This window comes from Streptomyces sp. WY228 (assembly GCF_019287315.1).
GTDB classification, from domain to species: domain Bacteria; phylum Actinomycetota; class Actinomycetes; order Streptomycetales; family Streptomycetaceae; genus Streptomyces; species Streptomyces caviscabies.
Genome location: NZ_CP079114.1, coordinates 8006224 through 8032413, shown reverse-complemented (window position 1 = coordinate 8032413; position 26190 = coordinate 8006224). Strand labels below are relative to the sequence as shown.

Genomic DNA, 26190 nt, shown 5'->3' with positions numbered 1-26190 from the left:
ACCCCTTGCGGATGAGATCGGCAAGGGCTACGAGATCGCGAAGGACCAGACGGTCCCGGTGACGGACGAGGAACTGGAGCAGATGCCGTTGCCGACGGCGAAGGCGATCGAGATCGCCGCGTTCGTCGACGCGGACACGATCGACCCGGTCCGCATCAGCGACTCCTACTACCTGGCCGCCGACGGGCAGGTCGCCGCCAAGCCCTACACCCTCCTATGGATCCTCCCTCTCGGTCGGCGACCGACAAGTCTGTCGGCCAGATCCAGAGTCCGCCCGCCCTGTTGCGAGCGGAAGGGCCAGGCCAGGCCCCGGGACGGTCAAGGGGCCCGTCGACCATGTGGTGGTCAACAGCAGACGCTTCCTGCAGTGATCGGAGAGAGAGCCGCGAGAGCTCCGATCACTGCAGCTTCAGGAGCCCTTGTCCTTCTTCCGCAGAGACTGCGGCTAATCATCGTCGGTCGCGTCCGCACCCCGCGCCTCGTCATACTCGGCGAAGACCTCGCGCGCCACGGAGTAGCTGTCGAACGCGCGGGCGACGCCCGCGTAGACGGCCATCTGGATGAAGGCTTCGACGATCTCCTCCTTGGTCACGCCGTTGTACAGGGCGATCCGCAGCTGGCCGCGGAGCGGCTCCAAGATGCCCAGGCTCGCCGTGATGGTGACGGAGACCAGCGCGCGGGTACGCAGGTCGAGGTGATCGGTGCGGGGCCAGACGTCGTTGAAGGCGTGCTCGGTCGCGATCCGGGTGAAGTCGTAGGCGTTGGCCGGCTCAGACGGCTGGGGGTCGACGAACGGCGCCAGGCTGAAGCCGAGGATCCGCTCGGCGTTGTTTAGTGAGCGGATGTAGTCAGGGCTGCGCTCGGTCATTCCGTGATTCTCTATCAGCACGGCGTTTGACGGTGCATCGCAACCCCGGAAGCGCAGCCACCCCGCCGTCGCACGATCGAAAGGGGCTGTGCCGAGAGGGAACACAGCCCCGATCCGGTGGGCAGAGTCCCCATCGGGTGTATGCGGAGCGGGCACCTGTCACGTGGGCCATACGGGCGTGGTGGCCGCCGTCCTGTCGTGTCCGGGGTGTTTCTCCTCCGGGAGTGGGCAGCTGGCGTGATCGTCTCTGATCAGTGCCTGCTTCCGCGCGGTGCGAACTCCTGATCGGCAGTCTGCACGAACGCATGCGAACGGGGTACGCGCAGCGGGGTATCGAGTCGTTCGTCATCACCACTGATCTCGGAAAGGCGTGAGATGGGCCGTCCCCAGCCTACGGAGCACTCGCTCGGCGAGCCTTCGCAACCGGCCGGCAAGTCGAAGGAGCACCGCCAGCCCGGCCCGTCGTCCGAGGACGCGCGGGTCGTCGACGCGGATGTGGTCCATGCTGTCCTGCGTACCGCACAGGCAGTGCTGAGTGAACGGGTCGCCGAGGCAGGTGAGCACGACGTCTTGTTCTCCGAGGAGTTGGCGCGGCGGGTCGCCGACTTCACGCTCGACGGCGGCAAGCGCATGCGGCCTCGCCTTCTGTGGTGGGGAATGCGCGCGTGCGGTGCGGCGGAGACCGCGGCCGCTCTGAGGCTCGGGGTGGCGCTGGAGCTGATCCAGACCTGCGCACTGATCCACGACGATGTGATGGACCGCTCGCGACTGCGCCGGGGGCAGCCTGCCGTACACGTCGGTTTGGCAGAGCATGTGGGGCTCTCGCCGCATTCCGAGCGGGGTTCCGCGTTCGGCTCCTCTGCGGCCGTGCTGGCAGGGGATCTTGCACTGGTCTGGGCCGATGACACGGTGGCGGAAACCGTGCTGTCCGCCACCCAGCGTCGAAGGATCGGCACCCTCTGGCGGGCCATGCGAACCGAGATGGTCGCCGGGCAGTACCTAGATCTGCACGGCCAGGTCAGCGGTGGGTCCTCAGTGGTGCAAGCCTTGCGGACTGCCTCGCTCAAGAGCGCCTCGTACTCCGTCGAGCGGCCACTAGCGCTCGGCGCCGCCCTCGCGGGAGCCGATGAGCGGACCACCGAAGCCCTGAGTGCCGCCGGTCGGTGCGCCGGTCTCGCCTTCCAGCTGCGGGACGATCTTCTCGGGGTCTTCGGTGATCCGGGGGTGACCGGGAAGCCGTCCGGCGACGACATCCGGGAGGGGAAGCCGACCTACCTGCTGGCTGTCGCTCGGACGTGGGCTGAAGCTGCGGGCGACGAAGAAGCGCTGGCCGTCCTCAGCCGCGTCACGGGCAACGCCGACCTGACGGAGGACGATCTCGCTGACGTGCTGGGCGTCTTTGAGGTGACGGGGGCGCGCGCCCATGTGGAGCAGGAGGCGGAGCGGCTTCACGACCACGCCGTTCATCGTCTGGGACAGGCCGTTGACGTGGCGGCGCACGGCGGCCATCAGCTGCTCGGTCTGCTGCGCACGGTCTCCGGAGACCGGTCCGGCCACTCCGCGCTCCACACCGGCGAAACGGACGGGGCGGCAGCCGCCGCCCGGCTCCTGACTGCGGCCGAAGGGGGGAGCCCCAGGTGATTACGGTCAAGGGGCCCGTCGACCATGTGGTGGTGGTCGGTGCCGGTTTGGCAGGTCTGGCCGCTGCGCTCCACCTGCTCGGCGCGGGCCGCAGCGTCACGGTCGTTGAGCAGGAAGGAGTCCCAGGCGGCCGGGCTGGGCTGCTGGAGACGGACGGCTTCCGGGTCGACACCGGGCCGACCGTACTGACGATGCCCGATCTGGTGGAGGAGGCCTTCGCCGCGGTCGGGGAGCCGATGGCCGACCGGCTGGAGCTGATCCGGCTGGATCCCGCCTACCGGGCCCGGTTCGCCGATGGATCGCAGCTCGACGTGCACACCGACGGTGCGGCGATGGAGGCCGCTGTCGAGCAGTTCGCGGGTGCCCGGCAGGCAGTCGGATACCGGCGCCTGCGGATCTGGCTGGAGCGCCTGTACCGGGTGCAGATGCGTCGTTTCATCGATGCCAACTTCGACTCGCCGTTCCAGCTTGTCCACCCGGACCTCGCCCGGCTCGCCGCTCTCGGCGGTTTCGGCCGGCTTGATGCGCGGATCGGGCACTTCGTCTCGGACGAACGGCTGCGCAGGGTGTTCTCCTTCCAGGCGCTGTACGCGGGTGTGCCTCCGGCACGGGCGCTGGCCGCGTACGCGGTCATCGCTTACATGGACACGGTGGCCGGGGTGTACTTCCCTCGGGGTGGCATGCACGCGCTGCCCCGTGCGATGGCGGACGCGGCAGCCGACGCAGGAGCGTCCTTCCGCTACGGGCAGAGCGTGACCCGCCTGGAGCGCTCGGGCGACCGTGTCACCGCGGTCGTCACCGACCAGGAACGCATTGCCTGCGACGCGGTGGTCCTGACCCCTGACCTGCCCGTCAGCTACAGGCTGCTCGGGCGCAGCCCGCACCGGCCGCTCCCTCTGCGGCACGCGCCGTCCGCGGTGATCCTGCACGCGGGCACGGACCGCACCTGGCCGAACCTGGCACACCACACCATCTCGTTCGGCGCGGCCTGGAAGAGCACCTTCCACGAACTCACCCGCACCGGCGAGCTGATGTCGGACCCCTCGCTCCTCATCACCCGTCCCACCGCGAGTGACCCCTCGCTCGCACCTCCAAGCAAGCACCTCCACTACGTGCTGGCTCCCTGCCCGAACACCGAGGTCGGGCCCGGCGTACGGGAATGGCGCGAGCTGGGCCCCCGCTACCGGGACGAGCTGCTGGCCGAGCTGGAGCGCCGCGAGATGCCCGGACTCGGGTCGGCGATCGAGGTGGAGGGGCTGGTCACTCCGGTCGACTGGACCGCCCAGGGCCATGCGGCTGGCACCCCTTTCTCCGTGGCCCATACCTTCCCGCAGACCGGCCCCTTCCGGCCGGGCAACCTGGTGCGGGGCACGGTCAACGCCGTCCTTGCCGGCTGCGGCACCACGCCCGGCGTCGGCGTGCCGACCGTCCTGATCTCCGGGAAACTGGCGGCGCAGAGGATCACCGGCCCGCCCCCCGTTCCGCGACCCCGCCCGAGAGGTACTGTCGCATGACCGCCCGTGAACTGGATGCCGCGGGCATCCGCGACTCCGCCCTCCGAGCCGCGTACACCCGCTGCCGCGGCCTCAACGCCCGTCACGGCAAGACGTACTTCCTCGCCACACGGCTCCTTCCCGTCGACCGTCGGCCCGCTGTCCACGCCCTGTACGGCTTCGCCCGCTGGGCCGACGACATCGTCGACGATCTCGATAGCAAGGCCACCCCCGGGGAGCGCGCCCGGGCCCTGGTCGCGCTGGAGGCCCAGCTGGCCGCGGGGCTGCGGCACGGGCGGGCAACCGAGCCGGTGATCCGCGCGCTCGCCGACACGGCGGGGCGGTACGGCATCGATCACCAGCACTTCACCGACTTCCTGTCCTCCATGCGCAGCGATCTGACGGTCGGCGAATATGCCTCGTACGAGGAGCTCGGCCGGTACATGCACGGCTCGGCGGCGGTGATCGGTCTTCAGATGCTGCCGGTGCTCGGGACGGTGGGGCCGAGCGAGGAGGCGGCGGTGCACGCGGCCGCGCTCGGTGTCGCCTTCCAGCTGACCAACTTCCTGCGCGACGTAGGCGAGGATCTGGACCGGGGACGGCTCTACCTGCCGGCCGAGCTGCTGGCGGCGTACGGGGTGGACCGGGAACGCTTCGAGTGGAGCCGGAGTACGGGGACGCGGGACGGCCGGATCACCGATGTTCTGCGGGCCGCCGCAGCCCACAACCGGGCCGTCTACCGGGCTGCCCTGCCCGGCATCGCGATGCTCGCCCCGGTCTCGCGGCCCTGCATCCGTACGGCGTTCGTGCTCTACAGCGGCATCCTCGACGCGATCGAGGCGGACGGGTACGCGGTCCTGCACCGCCGGGCGGTCGTTCCACGGCGGAGACGGGCCGCCGTGGCGCTGGACGGACTGGCCCGGGCGGTCGCCGTGCGAACCCTGGGGCGGCACCGGGAGAGGCCGGTCGCGGGTGCGCTCTTTTTCACAGCCTCCCGTCCACGGGTGGCTGAGACCGCGAGCGCGGTGCGGAAGGAGACCGTATGAGCCCCGCGACAGGGCGTCCCAGGGGCATACCGCTACGGCTGCGGTCCGCACCCGTGCCGTGGGAGCGGCAGGCGCCGACATGGCGGGACGCAAAACCGGCGCTGATCGCACAGGCCCTGAAGCGTGCGCAGAGCCGGCCTTCCGGCAACTGGTATGTCATCGGCGCCTCGCGCGGTCTTCCTCCCGGCCGGACGCTCGGGGTCACGATCGGCTCCACCGAAGTGGTGGCCTGGCGCGACGGCGAGGGCAAGCTCCGGGCGGGCCCCGGGGCATGCCCGCATCTGGGGGCGCCCCTACGCGACAGCCCGGTCCGCTGCGGCACGCTGGTCTGCCACTGGCACGGACTGGCCTTGGATGGCGGGCCGTTCGCCGGGTGGGAGCCCTACCCGGCCTTTGACGACGGGGTGCTCCTCTGGGTGCGGCTCGACGGCCTGGGGCAGGAGCCCCCTTCGGAACGGCCGTACGTACCGGCTCGGCCCAGGGTCCGGGAGGCTGTGGAAACGGTCTACTCGGGCGTCGGCCGCTGCGAGCCGGAGGACGTGGTGGCCAACCGCCTCGACCCGTGGCACGGAGCATGGTTCCACCCGTATTCCTTCGTGGACCTGACGGTCACCGGAACGCCCGCCGACCGCCCGGCGGACGACGACGGGTTCACCGTCGACGTGTCGTTCAAGGTGGCCGGACGCCTGGTCGTGCCGGTGCGGGCCCGGTTCACGGCGCCCGAGCCCCGTACGGTCGTCATGCACATCGTCGAAGGCGAGGGCGCGGGGTCCGTGGTGGAGACGCATGCCACGCCCCTTGCTCCGGACGCGCAGGGGCGTCCCCGCACCGTCGTGACGGAAGCGCTGGTCGCGGCGTCGGACCGGCGCGGGTTCGCCGTAGCCCGGGCTGCTGCGCCGCTGCTGCGCCCCCTGATGCGTGCCTCGGCCGGCCGGTTGTGGCGGGATGACCTGGCGTACGCGGAGCGGCGCTGGCAGCTCCGCGACAGCGGACAGTTCCCGGGCTGACGAGCGGGCGGTGCCTTTCGTGAGGCCCTGCACCGCCCCTCCGTCAGGAGGGCCCCAGTGCCGCGAGCCGGCGCAGGAGGGCCGACCGTCCCGTGCGCGGTACGGTCCACAGCGTCTGCCCGCGTACGCCCCACGCTTCCAGCAGGGCGTTGGCGGCGAGGAACCCGCTCGTTGCCGCGCGTTCCATCAGAGCCACCGGCAGATCGGTGCGGACCATGTCTCCCGCCACGGTGACGGCGGGGTCGGGGCTGCGCACGCCCGGCCGATCCCGGTAGCCGCCCACGGGGAACATCGGGCAGTCCGCCCGCCACTCGTGGCGCTCATCGATGATGCGGGCGCTGCGGGTCTCCGGGTAGACCTGGTGCAGTTGCCGCAGCGCGGCTTGCTGTACGGCGGACCGGTCAGCGTCCGGTGGGACGGCGTAGGCGTGGAGTTCGAGGACCGAGCCCCTGGTGCGACTGGCCCAGCGGGCGGCCTCCCCCTCCCAGCGGTTCAGGATGCTCACGTTGTCCAGCGGCCCGTAGCCGCTGGTGCCCAGGAAGCCCGGCCGGTTCCGCGCGACGGGGCGGTCGAGCCAGAGCCGTGAGACGAGGAACGGCGGTGCGGTGCGCAGCCGGGCAATGCGTGAGCGCCAGTCGGCGTCGCCCAGGTCCGGGGAGGCGGCGACGACGCGGCGCAGGCCGCCGCTGTCCAGGGCCAGGACGAGGGCGTCGTGGCGGTCTGTGCCGTCGTCGGTGGTGATGTCGAGGCCGTTGCCGGGCAGGGGGCGCACCTCGCGGACGAGGCAGCGGGTCCGGACTCGGACGCGGTGGCTTTCGAGGTGGCGGTGCAGCGGATCCCACATGGCGGTGGGGAACGGTTCGTCGGGGACGTCGAAGAGCAGGCCCTCGCTGGAGCCGAGGAAGTAGATGTGGAACATCAGCACCAGTTCGGCGGCAGACAGTTCGCGCGGGTCGGCGAAGAAGCTGCGGGAGAACACCTCGAACGCCAGGTGGTGGGCGGCCTCGGGGAAGCGGATGCGGTTGAGGAAGTCGGTGGCGCTGATGGAGTCAATCCGGTCGTAGACCTCGGGCACCCGCACGTCCAGCAGCGGCAGAGCCGCCCTCGGGTTCATCCGGATCAGGTCCCGCAGGCCGAAGGTGGGGCTGAGGGCGACGAATCCCATCGCGCTGAGCGGGGGCGTGCGCGGGATCCGGGCGAAGCTGTCGTGCAGGCCGGAGCTGTGCCGCAGCGGGTAGTCGGGCAGCCGGGTCAGCGAGCCGAGGTCCGGGTCGACCCGGCGCAGCAGGCCGCGGAGGTTGTAGTACTGCCGGAAGAAGGCGTGGAACCCGCGGCTCATCGTCACGGTGGTGCCGTCGACGAGCTCGGTGGGCCACCCCGCCAGCCGTCCGCCCAGGCCCGGTCCGCGCTCGTACAGCGTGACGCGCGCGCCGCGTTCGGCCAGCAAGGTGGCCGCCGCGATCCCGGCGATTCCGCCGCCGACAACGGCCACCGAGGGGGCCTCTCCCGTGAACCGGGGGCGGCCGACGGGAGCCGGCACGAGCGCAGCCTGCCGGTCCCGGCCGCGCCGGCCGTCCCTGCCGCCACCCCTCAGAAGGATCACGGCCCCTCCCCCGCGCCCGCGGTGGTACGGGCGGTGAAGGTGTGGGTGATCCCGGTCTGCCAGCCGGGCAGCGGCGACACGCGTACGTCGGCGAAGCCAGCCCGGCGAAGCCGCTGGGCGAAGGCGGGCGCGGTGTCGAACCGGGTGACGCTGTCCCGGAGGTGGCGGTAGAGCTCGGCGTCCCCGGCGAGCCGTCCGGCGGGCTGGATGATGACCGTGCAGACCGCGTTCCAGACGGCACGGTGGACGGGTGATCCGCTGAGTGTGTAGTCGTGGACGGCAATGCGGCCGCCGGGGACGAGCAGGTTACGTACCAGGTCGAGGGTCTTGTCGGGGTCGCCGAGGTTGCGGAAGAGGTATCCGGCGAACACCGCGTCGAAGGAGCCGGGCCGCAGCCGGTCGGCCAACTCCTCCACCGGCGCGTGCACAAAGTCGACGCCGCCCAGCCCGCTCTTGGCCTTCGCCCGGTCCAACATGCCGCCGGAGGCGTCGACGCCGGTGATCCGGGCGTGCGGGGCAGTGGTGAGAAGGGCTGCTGTGGAGGCGCCCGTGCCGCATCCCAGGTCGAGCACGCGCAGTCCGCGTCCTTCCTCCGCCAGTCCCAGCCGTCGTGCCGATCGGCGCAGATGCGCGTGGTAGCCAGGGCTGGCCGCGACAAGGCGGTCGTAGGCGGCGGATCCGCGGTCGAAGGCCGCGGACAGTGCGTCACCGCGCAACAGGGTCATGGGGTGCTCTCTTCGGTTTCGGTAGGGGAGATAGGTGAGGGGGACGCCAAGGTGGCAGGTCGTTCACGCCGCGTTCGGAAGGGGAGTTCGACGACGGTGCGCAGCATGGGAACCACCGGTGTCCGCAGGCCGATCAGCAGGTCCTCATGCGGCCGCGAACTGCCGTCCATGAATCGCAGCAGCCGCTCGGCGGGAACGCCGCGGAAGAGTCGGCTGAAGAAGTCAGCGCCTTCCACCCGTCCTGCGTCCAGCGCCCGCAGCATTACCGCGTCCATCGCTCGCGCCCGTCGCCCGTACGGCAGAGGCATGCGCAGTGGCCGTCCGGCGCGCAGCTGGGCGGCGATGGCTCGGCTCTGCCGGTGCACGGCGGCGAAGGTGTAGCCGGTGGAGGGCCGGGTCGCGCCTCCGGCCGTGCCGATGCGGAACACTGAACGCCCCTGCCGGTACGAGAAGTGACCGTCCGTCATCGGGATGACGCCGTGCTCCTGCGCCGTGACGCGGAGTTGTCCCAGTTTCATGATTTCGCCGGTGTAGTTGTACAAGGCTCGCCGGTAGCCGTCGGCGTTCAGCGGGGCGGCGGAGAACTCGGTGTACTCGACCAGCGCCGTGTGCGGATCCAGAGGCAGGACATAGCCGAACGAGAGCCCATGGGCGGGCTGTGGCGTACGGAAGTCCATCAGGTCCGCGGTCGCCGGATCGAACAGGGGGCGCTCGGTGCGGACGAACCAGCCGGTGAAGTGCTGGAGGAGGGTGGTGCGAGCAGGGGGCAGGCGAGGGGGTGGGCGGGAGTCGAAGACGAGGCGGCCGCGCACGAGGACGCTTTCGCCGTGCGCGTCCTGCGTCAGGACCTCTCCACCGTCGGACGGGACGTCGCGTACGGCGCTCACGTCCGCCTCGATCCGGCACAAGGCCGCCGTGCGGGACAACCGCTGCTCGACCAGCGCTTCGAAAGCGTCCGACCGCAGCATCTTGTAGCGCAGCTGTCCGAGCCGGGACACGGTGCAGGACCCGTCGGCCGCCCGGACTCGCAGCTGCCGCCAGGAGGCAGCCAGACACGAGTCATAGTCGCCTCCCGGCGGCTCCCAGAAGCACCAGGTCCGGGGTGGCGCCCGAAGCGGCCCCGGCGGGGCATCGACAAGGGCGACCGACAACGGCGTGGCCCTGCCAGGGGCGCTCAGGTGGTACGCCAGACTCAGCCCGGCCGCTCCGGCCCCCACGATGACGACATCGAAGTCAGCAGGCACGGCTCCCTCTCAGTCGGACGAACCCCCGCTGATGTGCGAACCCACCAGCAAGCCGGGCGAGATGCTTGCTCTCCGACCGTATCCCGCTAGCCGATACCGGACCCGGCCTGAGCTGCGGCCTCCACCTGAGTGGCGGAAGGGCCCGTCGAGGTCGGGAGCCTCCTCCCGCCTGACCGATGCCTTGCCGCTCAAACCTGCCACTCGTAAGCCGAGCCCGGAGAACGGTCAACCTTCGCTATCGAAGTTCAACCGTGCCTCGGAGGCTGGGACGCCGAGACTACGGGTGTCGCCCGTTTTGATCATCACGGGCCGACCGTACGGGACGGCGTCAACGGGCTCCATCGAGTACTGAGCGTGTATCCGGCCGGACGGGCCAACTACGACGCTCAGTCACACAAGGGCTGCTGGCTGAAATTGGAGTGACTCGAACTCGCGTGTTCGAATTAATGTTCGATACAGTCGAGTGTGGCTAGGTCGTTTGATCACGATTTGGGGGTTTCTAGGCGGAGGTTGTCATGCGAGGAAGCGTTCCTCACTTGCATGTCAGCAGTGGCTTTTCGGCCCGCTACGGTGCCTCGCATCCGCATGACCTCGTCGCGCGGGCGTCCGAGCGCGGGATCGGGGCGCTGGCGCTGACCGACCGCGACATGGTCACCGGCACGGTGCGTTTCGCGAAGGCCGCCACGGCCGCCGGCGTGAAGCCGTTGTTTGGCGTCGATCTCGGCATCGCCCCCCATGCGCCGTCAGCCGCAAAGGTCCGCCGCCGAACCCCAGTGCGCGGCGGTGCGCACGTAGCGGAGGCGGCGTTCCGGGCGACGTTCCTGGCCCGGGACGCGGCCGGGTGGGCGCGGCTGTGCCGGATGGTGTCCGCCGTGCATGCCGAGGCCTTCGCCGCCGATGCACCACCGGCGGCTTCGTGGGAGGTGCTCGGCCGGTACGCCGGCGAAGGGCTGATGGTGCTGCTCGGCCCGGTCTCGGAGCCGCTGCGGGCGCTCGCCGGTGGCCGCCCGGACATCGCCGAGCAGCTCCTCGCACCGTGGCGGGAGGCCGTCGGTGGCGGGCTGCGGCTGGAGATCGTGTGCTGGGGCCTGTCCGGCACAGGCCCGGGGTCGGTCCGCCTGGCCGCGCACACCCTGGCGCTCGCCGACCGCCTCGGGATCACCGCGGTGCTGACCAACGCCGTACGGTACGCGGACCGGTCCCAGCACCGGGTCGCGGACGTCCTGGACGCGGCCCGGTTGCTACGGCCGGTGGACCGGCGGCGGCTGGACTGCGGAGAGCGCTGGGTCAAGGACGGGGCGACGATGAGCGAGATCGCCGAGCGGGTGGCGGCCGCCGCCGGAAGCGACCGGGCGCGGGCTGTGCGGCTGATCGCCGACACCGCGGCCGTCGCGGAGGCGTGCGAGGTCGACCCGGTGAGGGACCTGGGGCTCGGTGTCCCGCACTTCCCCGAGCCGTCCGTGGTCGGCGCGGAGGCGGGCCCGGGTGGGGCGATGCGGCTGCTGCGGCAGCGGTGCGAGAGCGGCATGGCCGCCCGCGGCCTCGACCGGGACCGCCGTTCGATGGACCAGCTCGACTACGAGCTCGGCGTCATCGGCCGGCTCCACTACGAGCCGTACTTCCTCGCCGTGGCCCAGGTCGTCGCCGACGTACGGGACATGGGCATCCGGGTCGCCGCCCGCGGCTCCGGCGCCGGCTCCATGGTCAACCACTCGCTTTTCGTGGCCACGGCGAACCCGCTGGAGCACAACCTGCTCTTCGAGCGGTTTCTGTCCGAGCGGCGCTCGTCGCTGCCGGACATCGACATCGACGTGGAGTCCGCGCGCCGACTGGAGGTGTACGACCGGATCATCGACCGGTTCGGGCGGGAGCGGGTCGCGGTCACGGGGATGCCCGAGACCTACCGGGCCCGGCACGCCCTGCGGGACACCGGCCTCGCGCTCGGGATCGCCCCGGCCGCGGTGGACCGGATCGCGAAGTCGTTCCCGCACATCCGGGCGTGCGACATCCGTTCCGCCCTCTCCGAGCTGCCGGAGCTGCGGGAGCTCGCGGCGGAGGCCGGCCGGTACGGGCCCTTGTGGGAGCTAGCCGAGAGCCTGGACGCGCTGCCGCGCGGGATCGCGATGCATCCGTGCGGCGTGATCCTCTCCAACACCAGCCTCCTGGACCGGCTGCCCGTCCAGCCCACCCCCGGTGGCGAGTACCCGATGCTCCAGGCCGACAAGGAGGACGTCGAGGACCTGGGCCTGCTCAAGCTCGATGTCCTGGGGGTGCGGATGCAGTCGGCGATGGCGCACGCCGTCACCGAGATCCGCCGCACCACCGGCCGGGCGATCGACCTCGACAACCCCGACCACGTGCCCCTGGACGACAGGTTCGCGTTCGCGCTCATCCAGGCCTCGGACACGGTGGGGATGTTCCAGCTGGAGTCGCCCGGCCAGCAGGACCTGGTCGGCCGGCTCCAGCCCCGCGGCCCACAGGACGTCATCGCGGACATCTCGCTCTTCCGCCCAGGGCCGGTCCAGGGCGGGATGCCCGCCCTATACATCGCCGCCCGGCACGGCGCCGCACCCGCATACCCGCACCCGGACCTGGAGCCGGTCCTGCGCGACACCTACGGGGTGACGATCTGGCACGAGCAGATCATCGACATCCTCGCCGTCATGACCGGCTGCGACCGCGCCCTCGGCGAAGTCGCCCGCCGCGCCCTCAGCGACAAGGAGCGGCTGCCGAAGGTCGAGGCGTGGTTCCGGCGGCAGGCCGGAGCCCGCGGGTACAGCCCAGCGGTGCTGGACGAGGTCTGGGACGTCGTCGCCTCGTTCGGCGCGTACGGGTTCTGCCGCGCGCACGCCGTCGCGTTCGCCGTGCCCGCGCTCCAGTCCGCCTGGCTCAAGGCCCACCACCCCGCCGCCCTGTACGCGGGGCTGCTGGAGCACGACCCTGGCATGTGGCCGGCCCGCGTCATCGTCGCCGACGCCCGCCGCCACGACGTCCCCGTGCTGCCCGTCGACATCAACGCCTCGAAGGCGCAGTACGCGGTCGAGCGGACCGGATCGGGGTGGGGTGTGCGGATCTCCCTGTCCACGGTCCACGGCATCTCCGACGACGAAGTCGCCCGGATCGCCGAGGGCCGGCCCTACACCTCTCTGCAGGACTTCTACGCCCGCGCCCACCCCAAGCTCCCCACCGTCGAGCGCCTCATCAGCATCGGCGCCCTCGACCAGCTCAAGGGCGAGGCATCCCGGCGAGACCTGATGCTGCAGGCGACCGAACTCCACCGCCAGACCCGCACCCGCCCAGGGGCCGGGCAGCTGCCGCTCACCACCACGCCGCAAGCCGCCGGATCGTCCGGGCTGCGGGAAATGACCGCCCGCGAACGCCTCGACGCCGAACTCGGCGTCCTCAAGATCGACGTCTCCCGGCACCTCATGGAGGACCACCACCGGCTGCTCCGCGAGATCGGCGCGACGGACGCGAAGCACCTGCGGGCGATGCACCCCGGTCAGCGCGTCCTGGTCGCCGGCGTCCGCGCATCCACCCAGACCCCGCCCATCGCCTCGGGCAAGCGCATCATCTTCGTCACTCTCGAAGACGGCAGCGGACTCGTCGACCTCGCCTTCTTCGAGGACTCCCACGAACGGTGCGCGCACACCGTCTTCCACCACGGGCTGCTCCTGGTCCGCGGCACCGTCGAAGCCCGCGGCCCCCGACGCACCGTCGTCGGCGAAATGGCCTGGGACCTCGACGAACTCGCCGCCGCCCGCGCGACCCACGGACCGCAGGCCGTCCTCGACCTCCTCGGCCAGGCCCCCTCCCCGACACCCGCCCAGCCCGCACCCGCGCCCGGGCGGACGATCCCCGACGGCACCGCGGGCGCCCGCCTCCACCCGTGGAGCGACCTCCAGCCCGCCGGAACCCGGTCGGCCGACCTCACCCGCTTCGGGCACAAGAGCCCAGGGAGCGCCGGATGACCGCGAAACCCGCTCCCCCACGACGGTCGCGCGCGATCCTGCGGATCCACTTCCACCCCGCCGAACGGAACGAGGAGCTGTACGGGCAGCTGCTCACGGTCGTCGACGGCATCAGCTCCCGCGTCGAACCCCTGCCCGCCGACTGGTCCGCCTACGCCGACCTCACCGGCGCCCTGACGTACTGGGACCGCGACGCCGAGGGCCTGGTCGCCGTGCTGCGCCTACGCCTGCTCGCTCTCCACGGCGTGCAGTGCTCGGCCGGTGCCGGGCCCACCCGCTCCATCGCGGCCATGGCCGCCGACGCCACCCCGCCCGGCGCGGCCACCGTGGTCCGCGACGACCCGTACGAGGTCAGCGCGTTCCTCCGCACCAGACCGGCATCCGCGCTGCCCGGCATCGGGCCGAAGACTGCCCGGACCCTCGCCCGCTACGGCATCACCACCGTCGGCGACATCGCCGACACCCAGCTCCCCACCCTTCAGCGCATCCTCGGAACCACGGCGGCCCGCCAGGCCCACGACCGGGCGCACGGCATCGACGAGCGGCCGGTCGTCCCCGGCGCCGCCCCCAGGACCGTGAGCACCAGCCACCGCTTCGAACGCGACGAACTCGACCCCGACCGGCACCACCGCGCGGTCCTCGGACTCGTCCAGGAGCTCGGCCGGAAACTGCGTACGAGCGCCGAGATCGCCCAGGCGCTCACGCTCACCGTCACCTACGCCGACCGCACCCAGACCACCCGCACCCGAACCCTCACCGAACCCACCGCACATACCCCCGCGCTGGCCACCACCGCCCTCGAACTCCTTACCGGGCTCGGCCTCCAGCGCGCCCGCGTCCGCGCCCTCGCCGTACGAGCCGAACGCCTCCGGCCCGCCGAGGACACGGTCCGCCAGCTCGCCCTCGACGGCCACGACGACAAACTTCACCGGCTCGAAACAGCACTGGACAAGGCCGCAAATCGCTACGGCCCCGGCATCACCGGGGCCGCGTCAACCTTCTCCTGGACTACGTAGGGCGACCGTTACGCCAAAGGCCCGCACCATGCCCCTCCAGCTGCGTGTCGGCCAACCGGATGCGGACGACCTGCGGCACTGGGTCTGCTGCTCTTCACCAGCAGGAAGCCCGTCGGCCGGGCGTGCGTACAACGCGGCGCGCATTCGTCCCAGCAGCAGCGGCGGCGCCTGCCGGCCGCATCCCGGACACGGCGCGCGGTGGAGATGCGAGCTGTCCGGCGCGGCGCGAGGATCGAAGGTGCGGGCTGCGGCCCGGGGCACGCTCCGCCCCGGCGCTCCGGTTCACTCCGTCGCTCGACACCGCTGAGGGGGAAGTGGAGGTAGGTATGCCGAGGCCGCTGTGGGCCGGTGCGATCAGCTTCGGGCTGGTCACGATTCCCGTCAAGATCGTCTCCGCGACTGAGGACCACGACGTCCATTTTCACCGGGTGCACCTGGCGGACATGGGCCGAGTCCGGACGCGGAAGGTCTGCGAGATCGACGGCGAGGTCGTGTCCCAGGATGAGATCGGCAAGGGCTACGAGATCGCGAAGGACCAGACGGTCCCGGTGACGGACGAGGAACTGGAGCAGATGCCGCTGCCGACGGCGAAAGCGATCGAGATCGCCGCGTTCGTCGACGCGGACACGATCGACCCGGTCCGCATCAGCGACTCCTACTACCTGGCCGCCGACGGGCAGGTCGCCGCCAAGCCCTACACCCTCCTGCGCACCAACTTGCGGAAGGCGCGCGGGCCCTCTTCGACTCCCTGGTTGACAAGCCGGCAACCATCCACGAGCTGATGCGCGAGGCCTTTGGGACCTTGGAGGGTTGACGTAACACGATCAGAGGCCAGCGTGGACCTGCCGGACTGTCCCGAAAGCCGGCGCGAGGTTCAGCTCGGTGCCGAGCGTCCCCGAGGCGGTTGGTAAGTGTCCCCGATGCGCTTTCGTACCCTGACCTTCGTGGGATCAGGCTGTGGGATCGGGTTCAACTCGCAGGAATTGTCCGCCGACCAGGCTGCTTACCGCCTCTGCAGGCTGGAGGGTCGTTGCCCCGGAGAGCCGGAGCGAGCTGGTGGTCAGCGTTGCGATGACGCGTTCGGCCAGGGCCTGGCGCTCGGGCTCTCCCGGGAGAACCCCAGGGGTGAAGGAGAGCCAAACCCGGCCGTCGTCGCCGGCTGAGACGCGCACGGCCTCTTCCCGGCCGCAGGGAATCCGAGCGGCGGTGAGAGCTTGGGCGACCGTGGCGCGCATCCGGGCGGTGTTCCGCTTGTCGACCTCATGTGCGGCCAGGTAGATCGCGAACGCCAGTTCGCCAGCGGCTTCCTCGACTGCGCCGACGTCGATCCGGTAGGGGCCCATGGTGACGGTGTCGGCCCGGGGGTCGTAGGCGAAGCTCCAGAAGTGCCGGGCCACGTCACGGGCCGTGCCGCCAGCCTTGATCCGCTTCTGCTGCGGGCCGATGCCCTTCCCTCGGGACCAGTCCTCGAAGTGGATGAGGCCATCGCGCATGTGCTTGATGCCGGGCAGGGCGGCTTCGAACCGCTCGCGCGCCTCACCCAGGGCCTGCCCTACCGCCGGATCGATGCCGAGATCGGCCAGGGCGATCTGCTCCAACTTCTCCGCCATCAGCAACTGCCGCAGAGCAACGCACAGCTGCCGCGCGTCAATCTGCCGGGAGTCGAAGAAGGGGTCACCGTTGTCATCGTCGTCGGCGCGGATCCGCCGGACCGCCAGGGTGGCCGTGCGCTGCCACCACTGCGCCTCAGAAACGGCTATGGCATAAGGATTGTCGGCTGGTGACCATTCGTCAGCCACAGTCTCGCTCATGCCCGACATCATGACCGCCCCGGCAGTCTCGTGCACAGGCATTACCACCAGGCCGCGGCGGAACGGGGGTCCGAGCGGCTGGCCGACGCCGCCGCCCAGGCCCGCCAGGGCGCCCGCTGGGAGGGTCCTGGCCTCCGGATGCGCTGCATGACGAATGGCCGGAGGGCGCTCCCTACGAAGGCGGGACGACGGTCACTCCGGATGGATACGGCCGTGGTGTTGTCAGCAGATGGCTATCCGAGCCAGACGATGTTCAGCACCGTCAGCGGGGCAGCGGCCGGTTAATCCACTAGGTAAGTGAGAACTGGCCGACGGACGCGTAGCGGACGTCCTCGCCCTCGAGGGTCCTCCGTATTCCACTGCCGGAAGCCCCACGGGTCTGCGGCGACGGTTTCCAGGATGAGGGCGTTTCCCCTGAGATCGTCGCCGATCTGCACGAAGCCCGGACGTTGGGCAATTGGAGCCCGCACGACGGGCTCTCCTTCTCTGCTGGAGAGGTGGCGGACGTAGCGCTGCTGATCGAGGAAGCGGTGATGGTGGTCTACGTCCAGCCGCAGGAACGTGCCGCGCTCCGCGCAGCACGCAAGGAACGACGTGACCAGTACCGCACTAAGCACAAGAGCTGAGCTCTTCCTCGCCGTGTTCACGGCACAGCAGGACACCTGGCAGGCCTGGGCGCTGGAGGGCCATTCCGAAGGAGGGCGATGCCCGGCAGTTGCGAGGCCGGAGACCTGCCCCCTCCGGGGTGTCGTTGCGGTCGGGCATGCCAGGGTGCGGGCCAGGATGTAGTGATGCCGGTGGCCGGAAGACCTGCTGAACTGGTGCATGGGCCGGTCGAAGCAGCATGGTTGTCACAAACGAGGCATCCGACTTGTCACAGGCGCTCGCTCAGCAGTCCTCCTGCCACCAGAAACGAAGATCGGCATGAGGTTCTCCGCAGCGCTTCCAGGAGGTCATGGCTGCTACACGTGCCGTGTTGGCGGGTTCCGCGACGCGATGAGTTGGTTGGTCAGCTCTACGGTGGCGAGGTACCACCAGAAGATCCAGTCGAGGAAGGCTTCATCGTACTCACCGCGCTGATCGGCCCGGCAGTGGCGCAGGTCAAAGCGGTTTGCGATCTCGAACAGTGCGCCTTCGTCTTTCCCGAGGCGTTCCTTGATCAGAGCACGACGCTCCTCAAGGATGCGGGCGAGGTTGAAGATCGCCGATCTCTTGCTCTCGGCCGATGCGTCGCGTCCTCGGAAAAGCGCGATTGCGTGGCGAACGCCAGCGGTGGTGTTGGGTGGACTGTCGTTGAGGGCGCGCTGCACCAGATGGCTTCGGGCGTCGTCGGTGACGGCGACCAGGCGTCCGAGGTCCTCGCCGTCGGCAGCAAGTTCGTACTCGATGCCAGCTTCGCGCAGCAGCTGGTTGACCTTCCACCGGTACAGGACGCGTGCCGGACCATGGTGGAACTCCGAGTGATGCCATCCGCAGCCGCCGAAGGAGTGGGGGTGCCGTACGCGGGGGCGGCTCACCAGGTCATGGAACACCTCGATCAGCCCGTAGAAGGTGTCTTCGTCCCACGTTTCCGGCGCCAGCGGCCACAGATCGGAGATGCCCAGGCGCCTGTCGATCACCTCGGAAGCGTCGGGTAGCTCGCCGTGATCGTCGACGCATTCCTCGCCGAACACCTCCACCAGGTAGCCCTTGCCTTCGAACTCACCGACGATCCGTACGAAGTCACGCCGTGTGTCCCGTGGAGTCCTGCCGTCATGCGATAGCCCGTTGCTGCGGCGCTGCGGCCAGTAGGGCCGGGGGGCTGCCGCATGACGGAGCTCGCCCGCCCGGTTGATTAGTCCGGTGAACCACTCCCGTTTGCCCATCCCGGCCCGGCTGACCCAGCCAGGAGGGGTGGACGACCAGGGGTCGTCCGTAGTCGCATCGAGGTCTGGTAGCTCCTCGAAGTCCGCGACTGCAGTAGTGCCAGCCAGGGCCTCGGTGATGAGCCAGGTAGCTCGGTCGACCCATGAGGAGCCCGAGGTCCGATCCGAGGCACGAAGGATGCGCTCGCCTTCGGACGCGAGCAGCTCTGCGGGCCAGAGGAGTTCGTAGTTGCTCAGGTCCAGACTCACTGAGCTCTTTCAGCGTGGCCACCGATCGGGTGACGGCGGCGAGCCCGAGGTGAGGGCCGCAGCGCACAAGGCTCCCGTGCCGTTGGGGGAGGTGTTCGAAGTCTCAACCCACCGGCACAGGAGCCTCGTTGGTTCCCCATCCTGCCGCACTCGACCTCCCGCATACCCTGGTCGAGTGGGTCACCATGCTCATCGTCACCCGCGAGGGTGACCGCAGGTGCAAGCTCCCGCCCCACCAGCGTGCGCTCGTCGCTCTGGTGTACCTGCGCCGCCACGACACACTCACCCGGATCGCGGCCGGCTTCGGGATATCCGTCGGCACCGCCCACGCATACGTCACCGCCGTCACCGGCCTGCTCGCCGACCGGGCGCCGGGCCTGCTCAAGACTCTGCGCGAGCACGACCCGGACTTCGTCCTCCTGGACGGGACCCTCGCCGAGTGCGACCGCGTCGGCGACAGCCGGGCCGACTACTCGGCCAAGCACCGCCGGCACGGCGTGAACGTCCAGGTCGTCACCGACCCCGCCGGCGAGATCCTGTGGATCTCGCCCGCGCTGCCCGGCCGCACCCACGATCTGACCGCGGCCCGCACCCATCGCATCATCCAGACCTGCGAGCGTCAGGGCGTCCCGGTCCTCGCCGACCGCGCATACCAGGGCGCCGGCCCCTGGGTCACCACCGGACTCAAACGACCACCCCACGGCGAACTGACCCTCACCCAGCGCACCGTTAACCGGGCTCTGGCCGCAGCCCGGGCACCAGTTGAACGCGGCATGGCACGGCTGAAGTCCTGGCAGATCTTCCGCAGATCCCGCATCAGCCCCAACCGCATGACCGTCATCACCAAAGCCGTCCTCACCCTGGAGAGGCAACGCTGAAAACGCTCACTGCACCATCATCACCCATCGGGGACGGGCTCTGGCTTGGGTGATGAACTTTCCGTCTCGGTCCGGATGAGCTCCTGGAATTGCGAGCCTCCGATGGCACGCCACTCCCTGATGAGGACTTCGCCGGCAACCATCACGACCTCTGCGGGCCACGGCAGACAGTCATGGCACGCACGGATCTCGTACGAGTTGCCTGCGTCGTCGAACGGGTCTGCTGCACCAGCTCGGTGCCTCCGTCAGCGAGGTCGTCGACGAGGGCTGCGGCTTCTGCGTCCGCGTCGATGCGGAAGGTCAGCATCGGGTTGAGGTGCGGGCGTCCTGGACCAAGGAGGTGCCGGTGGGGAGCCTCGCACAGCGCAGCCTTGACCAGCATCGTTCCGGAGACGCCGGCCCGGTCCCGGGCATGAGCGGCCAAGAGCTCCAGCATGTTCTGCAGCTCGTCGACCACGACGTTGATATCAGCGTAGTTGAACTCGGTCCCTTCGGACATCACCGTTTGTACGGGGATTCCGGAGATCCAGGCACCGGACCCATCCCGGTGCAGCTCGCAGTGCTGATAGTTCATGGTCCGCTCGTACGACGTCGCGATGAGGCGACGGGACCCGATCCGGACGCGCTCGAAGAGGAGTCCCTGGATGATGTCGCGCCGGGGCCGTTCGAAGGACTTGTGGTTAATGGGCATGTCGCCGGGGACTTCGGGCGTCATGGTGACCAGGAGTTTCGGCATGTTGCTCGCCGGGAGCCCGGCGAGAGCTTCCTTCTCTACGTCGAGCAGACACTGTCCGCGGTCCGCGACCTCGGTGAAGCGGCGACGGTAGGCAGTAGCGACGTCGGTCTCGGTCAGCCAGTCCGTTCGGCTCCCCGTGCGACGGGGGTAGTGCAGGGCCTTCTCGGAGGCCTTAACCTGCGGCGTGGTGACGGCGTGCGGGCCGTGCGGGCTCCGGGGCACCGCGGGGGGCATAAGGAGCACAACTCGCGGTTCATCGTGGCCATAAGGAGGCGGGGCTGAGCGGCTGACGTCCTTCGGTGCGAAGGTTCTGCATGGCGGTCGCTTTTCGGGGCTAGGGACGAGGCTGGCCAAGATCCGGGCCATATGCGGACCAGCCACCTGCCGCTTGGCCGGATCATGACCGTTTCCGCTGGCATGCGGCCACGCGAGGCGTGTACCACCAGCAGACGAAGAATCTTCTGGTGTCGTACGCGCCGAAGAAGCTGGGCTTCTTCTAGGAGCACGCGGAAGGCGCCTGGCCCGGGCTTCTGCCGGTCAGGCGCCTTCCGTTCAGGGTCGGAAGCCCGGTGGGTCAGAAGCCGGTCAGGGTGATCTTGCCGATCGCCTTGCCCGACTCCAGGACACGGTGAGCCTCGCGCAGGTTCTCCGCGTTGATCGTGCCGAGGTCGACCGTGGCCGTGGTGGTGAGGACACCGGCGTCGACCAGGCGGGCGATCTGGCTCAGGATGTGCTGCTGAACGGCCTGATCCGGGGTCTGGTGCAGCGAACGCGTGAACATGAGCTCCCAGTGGAAGGAGATGCTCTTGGACTTCAGCAGCCCGATCTCGATGGGGCCGAAGTCGTCGATCGCGACGATCTGCCCCATGGGCTTGAGCACGTCCGCATAGGCGGGCAGGTTCACGTCGGTACCCGCGGTGCTGAAGACGAAGTCCACACCGTCAGGGGCGACCGCTGCCACCTGAGGGCTCAGGGGCTTGTGGTGATCGACCACGTGCGCCACTCCCATACGGCGGGCGAACCGGGCCGTCTCCGGACGCGAGGCGGTGCCGATCACCGTGAGGCTGGTCAGTGCTCGCGCCAGCTGGGCGACCATCGCTCCCACGCCGCCCGCGGCCGCGGTCACCAGCAGCGTGCCGGAGTTCTTCAGGGCGCCGTCATGCAGCCCGAGGCGCTCGAACAGCCCTTCCCAGGCCGTGAGCGATGTCAAGGGAAGGGCCGCCGCCTCCGTGAAGGAGAGAGTCGTGGGCTTGCGGGCGACGATGCGCTCGTCCACGGCGTGGAAGCGGGCGTTGGCGCCGGGCCTGTCGATGGCTCCGGCGTAGAAGACCTCGTCACCCGTCTCGAACTCCGTCACCGCGTCACCGACGGCGACAACGACGCCGGCGGCGTCCCAGCCCAGGACCTTGGGCTCGCCACCCGGGTCGCTGTTCGTCCTCACCTTGTGGTCCACCGGGTTGACCGCGATCGCCTCGACCCGCACCAGCAGGTCGCGGGGGCCGGGCCGCGGCACCGGCAGCGTGACATCCACGAGGCTCTCCGCATCGCCCACGGGCAGGCTCTTGCGGTAGGCGACGGCAGGCATGGTGCTGGGGATCTCGGCCATGGGTCGTACTCCTCACTCGGTACCAGCGGATTCCCGCCACCCCGGCAACGTAACTCCGAGGAGGTAGTAACCTTCAAGGGAGCCTACTTCCCAAAGGGAAGTAACCTGGTGAGCGGCGGAAGGAACCCCAGCCACATGGTGACGACCTGCGCAACCGAACGCCACGACCATCACGACGTCTATGCGGCCCAGTGCCCGTGCCGTGACGTGCTCGACCTGCTGGCCAACAAGTGGTCGGCCCTCGCGATCGGCGCGATGGAGGAGGGTCCGCAGCGGTTCGGCGCCCTGCAGCGCCGACTGGAAGGCATCAGCTCCAAGGTCCTCACCGCCACGCTCCGCCGACTGGAGGAGAGGGGCTTTGTCGACAGGACCATCTATCCGGCCGTGCCGCTCCATGTCGAGTACGAGCTCACCGACCTGGGCCGCAGCGTGGCACAGCCGCTGGGGCAACTGCGGATCTGGGTGGAAGACCATATCGACGAGATCGCTTAGTCCGCGCGCCTTCCACCACAGGACCTCCGACGCGGCGGCAGCGGCGGGACGCCGGCGTTAATACGCATTAATCTCCGCCCCTTCCCTTGACAGGACTCTCCGTCGACGGAACCGTTGAGAGCGCTCTCATTCATGTCATGCACACGAGGAGATCTGATGCGCTCTGCCCGTTGGCTCACCGGCGCCGTCCCGCTGGGGCTCGTCGGCCTCCTCGCGCTCGGGCAGGCCGCCACCGCCGCCCAGCCTGACGACCGGGCCACCGCCCGGCGCGCCCAGGAGACGGACAAGGACTCGGCGAAGACGGCGGCGGCGACCGTGGCTGATCAGCCTTCCACGCTGGGCCGTTCCCTGGTGGGCGGGGCGGACCCGACCGTCATCAAGGTGGGTGACCTGTACGTCTCGGCCAAGGCCGTGGACGGCGGGATCGCCGTGCGCACAGCCGCCACCCCGGAGGCCGTGGCCACCGCCCCCAAGCACCAGGTGTGGCGGGACAGCGCCGGTCTGGGCGAGGTATGGGCGCCGGAGATCGTGCACCACGACGGCCAGTACCGGATCTACTTCGCCGCAGGCCGCGGCGCGGCCCACCGGATGTACCACATCGGCTCCGCCGATCCGACGTCCGGATACTCGGCGGCCGTCAAGGTGTCCCTGCCCGGTGACAAGTGGGCCATCGACGGGGCGCCCTTCACCTACAACGGGCAGCGCTGGTTCGTGTGGTCGGGCTGGTCCGGCGACACCAACGTCGAGCAGAACCTCTACATCGCCCGGATGAGCGGCCCCACCGCGGCCACCGGCGGCCGGTACGTCATCTCGCAGCCGCGCGAGCCCTGGGAGCGGGTCGTGGGCAACCCGTACATCAACGAGGCGCCCCAGCCGGTCGTCGACCCTTCCGGGCGACTGCACGTCGTCTACTCCGCGAACGGCAGCTGGAGCGACAAGTACTGCATCGCCGACCTGCGGCTGCGGGCGGGCGGCGACCCCACGTACGTCTGGGACTGGTACAAGAGCAACGGCTGCCTCTTCGGCTCGCACGCGCCGTCCATGATGTCCGGCTGGACCCCGACCGTGAACGTCAACGGACCGGGCCACCACTCGTTCATCCTGCCCCGGGGCGACGTCAACGCCGCTCCGCCGTCCGGAAACCGCTTCCCCACCCTCTACCACGCGGTCGCCAAGGGCACCCCGTACTCCTGGTCCAACCGCTACTGGTACTCCGGCACGGCGGTCTGGTGGAGCAACACCACCTACCGGCGCGCCAACGTTCCCGGGAGCACGACCGACGTGGGCCACAGCCTGAAGTTCTTCGAGTAGAGGAGCGGGGCGGCGTCGGACCACCGTCACCGAGCGGCGTCCGACCAGCGTCACGAAGGTGAGCTCACCAGGGCACGGGGCCGTCGTCGTCGAAGAGGCCCCCGGTCGGCCCGTCGTCGGGGAGGGTCGCGAGCCTGATCGCGACCCGTGCCCCTTCCTCGGCGGTGCGGGTCCCGCTGAAGCCGTTCAGGTCGGTGGCCACATAGCCGGGGCAGGCGTTGTTCACCAGGATCGGGGTGGAGCGCAGCTCTGCGGCGTACTGGACGGTGACCGCGTTCAGGAAGGTCTTCGTCGGCGCGTAGCCCCCGCTGATCCCTCCGAGATCGGTCTCGGGGTCGGTCTGCAGGGTCAGGGAGCCGACGTGGCTGGACTGGTTGACGATCCGCGGATGCGCGGAGCGGTGCAGCAGGGGCAGCATCGCGTTGGTGACCCGGATGACCCCGACGACGTTGGTGTCGATCAGTCGCAGGAGTGCGGCGGGGTCGAGCGACGTCGGCTCGTCGGGCCAACCGCCCGCCGCGCCGGCGTTGTTGACGAGTACGTCGAGCCGGCCCGCGCGCTCCTCCATGAGCCGGGCGGCGGCGCTCACGCCGGCGTCGTCGGTGACGTCCAGCGGGACAGCGAAGGCGTCGATCCCTCTCGCGCACAGCGCCGCGACGGCCTGCGCGCCGCGCTCCCGGTCCCTGGCGCCGATGCCGACGCTCCAGCCGAGCGCGCCGAGGCCCGCCGCGATCTCGTATCCGATTCCCTTGTTCGCGCCGGTGACCAGCGCGATCGTCTGTTCGCTCATGTCCGCCAGCATCGGCGGCCGGGCGCCGGGGACCAACACCGTACGAGCCTGGCAGCGATGCCTTCGCGGCATCGGTCGTGGTCCGGGCGGGTTACGGTGCCGCCATGGAGATGCGTGAGCTGCGGTACTTCGTCGCGGTCGCGGAGGAACTGCACTTCGGCAGAGCGGCCGAGCGGCTGGGGATCGCCCAGCCGGCGCTGTCCCGTGCGCTCGCCGGCCTGGAGAGACGGCTCGGGGTGGTGCTGCTGGAGCGGTCCAGCCGCGTGGTCCGGCTCACCGATGCGGGAGCGGTGCTCCTGACGGAGGCGCGTGCGATCCTCGCGGCGGCGGAGGCCGCCGAACGCCGTACCCGGGAAGCGGCCGAACGGCAGCCGCGTATTGCCCTCGCCGTCAAGACCGGTACGGCGGGTGAGCTGCTGGCCAAGGTGCTCGACGCGTACGCCGCGCACCCCGGCGCGTGCGCGGTCGATCTGCTGCTGTGCGAGGCGCACGAGCAGCGGACGCTGTTGTGCTCGGGGCGTGCGGACGTGGCACTGCTGCACCTGCCGTTCGACGCCGTCACCGGACTCGACACGGAGGCGCTGCTCACCGAAGGGCAGGTCGCGGTCCTGCCCGGCGACCACCCGTTGGCCGACCGGACGGCGGTGCGGCAGGCCGAGGTGACGGCCACGCCCGGCCCTCCCCCGGCCCGCTGGCCCGGCCCGGACGGCAGCTGCCCCGAAGGCCCCGGAGTCGCGGTGCGGAACCTGACCCAGCTCTTCCAGCTGATCGCCCTCGGCCGGGCCACCGTGGTGCTGCCCGCATCGGCCGCCGTCGACCTGCGGCAGGACCTGGTCGCCGTGCCGGTGACGGACGCGCCGCCCGTGACGACCGTGCTCGCCTGGCTGCCGGAGAGCCGGTCGCGGCCGGTGGCCGATCTCGTCCGGGTGGCGGCCTCACCCTGATCCCTCCGTGTTCCGTCGCGGAAGGAGCTGCCGCCACCCGAGCAGAGGCTGTCGCATCCCGACCGTGAACTCCCGTACCTCCAGCCGGTGCTGTGCGATGCGGACTTCGTACGGGAGGGGCCTCGGCGCCGAATCTGAACATGCCCAGCCGGGCCCGATCCGGGAGGCCTCTACTCGGCGCCCCCGTACAGTGCCGCGTCCACCGCCGCCAGGGCGTGCAGCCGGGCCGTGGGGAAGACCGGCACCGGGCTGTCCTCGGGGCCGATGAGCAGTTCGATCTCCGTGCAGCCGAGGATCACGCCCTCCGCCCCGTCCGCCACCAGAGCCCGGATGATCTTCCGGTACGCCTCGCGGGACTCGGCACGCACCTCGCCCAGGCACAGTTCGCCGTAGATCACCTCGTGCACGAGGGCCCGGCCCGCCGCGTCCGGGACGCGTACGTCCAGCCCCCGGTCCCGCAGCCGGCCCCGGTAGAAGTCCTGCTCCATCGTGAACGCCGTGCCGAGCAGACCCACCTTCCGCACCCCCGCCGCGTGGACCGCGTCCGCCGTGGCGTCGGCGAGGTGGACCAGCGGCACCGAGACGGCCGACGCCACCGCGTCGGCCACCTTGTGCATGGTGTTGGTGCAGATCAGCACCATGTCGGCCCCGGCGCTCTGCACCGCGCGGGCCGCGTCGGCCAGAACCTCGCCGGCCTCCTCCCAGCGCCCCTCCGTCTGGAGCCGCTCGATCTCGGCGAAGTCGACCGAGTAGAGCACGCACCGCGCCGAGTGCAGCCCGCCCAGCCGGTCCCGGGTGTACTCGTTGATCAGCCGGTAGTACTCCGCCGTCGACTCCCAGCTCATGCCTCCGATGAGCCCGATCGTCCTCACTGCCGCGTCTCTCCTCGGTCCG

21 protein-coding genes and 2 pseudogenes are annotated in these 26190 nt (G+C 70.3%); 13 read left to right on the top strand and 10 right to left on the bottom strand.

The window, feature by feature from the left end; genetic code table 11:
* Positions 1-10 precede the first annotated feature (10 nt).
* Positions 11-217: pseudogene (locus KV381_RS35055) on the top strand (Ku protein); the annotation flags it as partial.
* A 228-nt stretch (positions 218-445) separates the two neighbouring features.
* On the opposite strand, the gene KV381_RS35050 reads toward KV381_RS35055, so the two are convergent.
* Positions 446-868 (bottom strand): carboxymuconolactone decarboxylase family protein, encoded by a 423-nt coding sequence (locus KV381_RS35050; protein WP_030628014.1) that lies wholly within the window; start codon positions 866-868, stop codon positions 446-448.
* Between the two features lie 375 nt (positions 869-1243).
* Between KV381_RS35050 and KV381_RS35045 the strand changes: the two genes are divergently transcribed.
* Genes KV381_RS35045 through KV381_RS35030 form a run of 4 tightly spaced genes read left to right on the top strand, consistent with a single transcriptional unit; the run spans position 1244 to position 6055 of the window.
* Positions 1244-2509, top strand: a complete 1266-nt coding sequence (locus tag KV381_RS35045) for a polyprenyl synthetase family protein (protein ID WP_098023682.1) — start codon at positions 1244-1246, stop codon at positions 2507-2509.
* Positions 2506-4023, top strand: coding sequence for a phytoene desaturase (locus KV381_RS35040; protein WP_030628018.1), 1518 nt, complete (start codon positions 2506-2508; stop codon positions 4021-4023). Before KV381_RS35045 ends, KV381_RS35040 begins: the two co-directional genes overlap by 4 nt.
* A complete protein-coding gene (locus KV381_RS35035; protein ID WP_218787069.1) occupies positions 4020-5048 on the top strand; it encodes a phytoene/squalene synthase family protein in 1029 nt (342 codons plus the stop codon). Before KV381_RS35040 ends, KV381_RS35035 begins: the two co-directional genes overlap by 4 nt.
* Positions 5045-6055: a DUF5914 domain-containing protein gene (locus KV381_RS35030; protein WP_030628022.1), complete on the top strand. Its 1011-nt coding sequence runs from the start codon at positions 5045-5047 to the stop codon at positions 6053-6055. The genes KV381_RS35035 and KV381_RS35030 overlap by 4 nt, the downstream gene beginning before the upstream one ends.
* Before the next feature lie 43 nt (positions 6056-6098).
* Here KV381_RS35030 and KV381_RS35025 read toward each other — a convergent pair whose 3' ends face one another.
* Genes KV381_RS35025 through KV381_RS35015 form a run of 3 tightly spaced genes read right to left on the bottom strand, consistent with a single transcriptional unit; the run spans position 6099 to position 9627 of the window.
* Positions 6099-7595: an NAD(P)/FAD-dependent oxidoreductase gene (locus KV381_RS35025; RefSeq protein ID WP_230544019.1), complete on the bottom strand. Its 1497-nt coding sequence runs from the start codon at positions 7593-7595 to the stop codon at positions 6099-6101.
* A 59-nt stretch (positions 7596-7654) separates the two neighbouring features.
* Positions 7655-8383, bottom strand: a complete 729-nt coding sequence (locus KV381_RS35020) for a class I SAM-dependent methyltransferase (RefSeq protein WP_030628025.1) — start codon at positions 8381-8383, stop codon at positions 7655-7657.
* Positions 8380-9627, bottom strand: a complete 1248-nt coding sequence (locus KV381_RS35015) for an FAD-dependent oxidoreductase (RefSeq protein ID WP_218787068.1) — start codon at positions 9625-9627, stop codon at positions 8380-8382. The genes KV381_RS35020 and KV381_RS35015 overlap by 4 nt, the downstream gene beginning before the upstream one ends.
* Positions 9628-10142: 515 nt before the next feature.
* On the opposite strand from KV381_RS35015, the gene KV381_RS35010 reads away from it, so the two are divergent.
* The 3 genes and pseudogenes from KV381_RS35010 to KV381_RS35000 all read left to right on the top strand — a co-directional run.
* On the top strand, positions 10143-13598 hold the full coding sequence (locus tag KV381_RS35010; protein ID WP_218787067.1) for a DNA polymerase III subunit alpha: 3456 nt from the start codon (positions 10143-10145) through the stop codon (positions 13596-13598).
* Positions 13595-14614: a helix-hairpin-helix domain-containing protein gene (locus KV381_RS35005; RefSeq protein WP_218787066.1), complete on the top strand. Its 1020-nt coding sequence runs from the start codon at positions 13595-13597 to the stop codon at positions 14612-14614. The genes KV381_RS35010 and KV381_RS35005 overlap by 4 nt, the downstream gene beginning before the upstream one ends.
* 326 nt (positions 14615-14940) lie before the next feature.
* Positions 14941-15342: pseudogene (locus KV381_RS35000) on the top strand (Ku protein); the annotation flags it as partial.
* Positions 15343-15564: 222 nt separating this feature from the next.
* On the opposite strand, the gene KV381_RS34995 reads toward KV381_RS35000, so the two are convergent.
* A complete protein-coding gene (locus KV381_RS34995) occupies positions 15565-16425 on the bottom strand; it encodes a hypothetical protein (protein WP_158688314.1) in 861 nt (286 codons plus the stop codon).
* A gap of 449 nt (positions 16426-16874) precedes the next feature.
* On the opposite strand from KV381_RS34995, the gene KV381_RS34990 reads away from it, so the two are divergent.
* Positions 16875-17051 (top strand): hypothetical protein, encoded by a 177-nt coding sequence (locus tag KV381_RS34990; RefSeq protein ID WP_218787065.1) that lies wholly within the window; start codon positions 16875-16877, stop codon positions 17049-17051.
* Positions 17052-17387: 336 nt separating this feature from the next.
* On the opposite strand, the gene KV381_RS34985 is transcribed toward KV381_RS34990, so the two are convergent.
* Entirely contained in the window at positions 17388-18539 is a 1152-nt protein-coding gene (locus KV381_RS34985) for a hypothetical protein (RefSeq protein ID WP_030084843.1), read from the bottom strand.
* A 128-nt stretch (positions 18540-18667) separates the two neighbouring features.
* Here KV381_RS34985 and KV381_RS34980 point away from each other — a divergent pair, with 128 nt between their 5' ends.
* Positions 18668-19417, top strand: coding sequence for an IS5/IS1182 family transposase (locus tag KV381_RS34980; RefSeq protein WP_030084845.1), 750 nt, complete (start codon positions 18668-18670; stop codon positions 19415-19417).
* Between the two features lie 142 nt (positions 19418-19559).
* Here the strand turns inward: KV381_RS34980 and KV381_RS34975 are convergent, their stop codons facing one another.
* A complete protein-coding gene (locus KV381_RS34975) occupies positions 19560-20375 on the bottom strand; it encodes a hypothetical protein (protein ID WP_218787064.1) in 816 nt (271 codons plus the stop codon).
* Positions 20376-20727: 352 nt separating this feature from the next.
* The gene (locus KV381_RS34970) at positions 20728-21759 is read right to left on the bottom strand and encodes a zinc-binding alcohol dehydrogenase family protein (RefSeq protein WP_030632405.1); all 1032 of its coding nucleotides are present in this window, start codon (positions 21757-21759) and stop codon (positions 20728-20730) included.
* Positions 21760-21894: 135 nt separating this feature from the next.
* Here KV381_RS34970 and KV381_RS34965 point away from each other — a divergent pair, with 135 nt between their 5' ends.
* Both KV381_RS34965 and KV381_RS34960 read left to right on the top strand, forming a co-directional pair.
* Positions 21895-22251 (top strand): helix-turn-helix domain-containing protein, encoded by a 357-nt coding sequence (locus tag KV381_RS34965; RefSeq protein ID WP_030632408.1) that lies wholly within the window; start codon positions 21895-21897, stop codon positions 22249-22251.
* A gap of 351 nt (positions 22252-22602) precedes the next feature.
* On the top strand, positions 22603-23562 hold the full coding sequence (locus tag KV381_RS34960; protein WP_030632411.1) for a glycoside hydrolase family 43 protein: 960 nt from the start codon (positions 22603-22605) through the stop codon (positions 23560-23562).
* A gap of 64 nt (positions 23563-23626) precedes the next feature.
* Here KV381_RS34960 and KV381_RS34955 read toward each other — a convergent pair whose 3' ends face one another.
* Positions 23627-24364: an SDR family oxidoreductase gene (locus tag KV381_RS34955; protein WP_193463587.1), complete on the bottom strand. Its 738-nt coding sequence runs from the start codon at positions 24362-24364 to the stop codon at positions 23627-23629.
* 92 nt (positions 24365-24456) lie between these two features.
* On the opposite strand from KV381_RS34955, the gene KV381_RS34950 reads away from it, so the two are divergent.
* Positions 24457-25296, top strand: a complete 840-nt coding sequence (locus KV381_RS34950; RefSeq protein WP_218787063.1) for a LysR family transcriptional regulator — start codon at positions 24457-24459, stop codon at positions 25294-25296.
* Positions 25297-25466: 170 nt separating this feature from the next.
* Here KV381_RS34950 and KV381_RS34945 read toward each other — a convergent pair whose 3' ends face one another.
* The gene (locus KV381_RS34945) at positions 25467-26168 is read right to left on the bottom strand and encodes an aspartate/glutamate racemase family protein (protein ID WP_218787062.1); all 702 of its coding nucleotides are present in this window, start codon (positions 26166-26168) and stop codon (positions 25467-25469) included.
* Positions 26169-26190 lie beyond the last annotated feature (22 nt).